Annotated in this window: 1 protein-coding gene; it reads left to right on the top strand. The window is 47.4% G+C overall.

All coding sequences use genetic code 11. From position 1 onward, the window contains the following. Positions 1-215, top strand: a 215-nt coding sequence (locus tag FDX22_RS22650) for an AMP-binding protein (RefSeq protein ID WP_146717812.1), incomplete at both ends; no start/stop codon positions are given.

Here is a 215-nt window from a genome sequence, read left to right as displayed (position 1 = left end):
TAATTTTCGAATCCTGCGAAGGAAACGTTCGGCAATTTAGCTATGCCTCGCTCAATGAAGAGATTAACCGCACGGCAAACCTGTTCCATTCTTTAGGGATCCGCAAGGGCGATAAGGTCGCATTGCATCTGGATAACTGTCCGGAATTCATTTTTTGCTGGTTTGGGCTGGCAAAAATTGGCGCCATCATGGTGCCGATTAATGCCCGTTTGCTG

Origin of the sequence: Citrobacter sp. TBCS-14 (genome assembly GCF_005280805.1) — a bacterium.
Taxonomy (GTDB): domain Bacteria; phylum Pseudomonadota; class Gammaproteobacteria; order Enterobacterales; family Enterobacteriaceae; genus Citrobacter; species Citrobacter gillenii.
The sequence above is the reverse complement of the archived record's forward strand: the minus strand, read 5'-3'. Positions and strand labels throughout refer to the sequence as shown.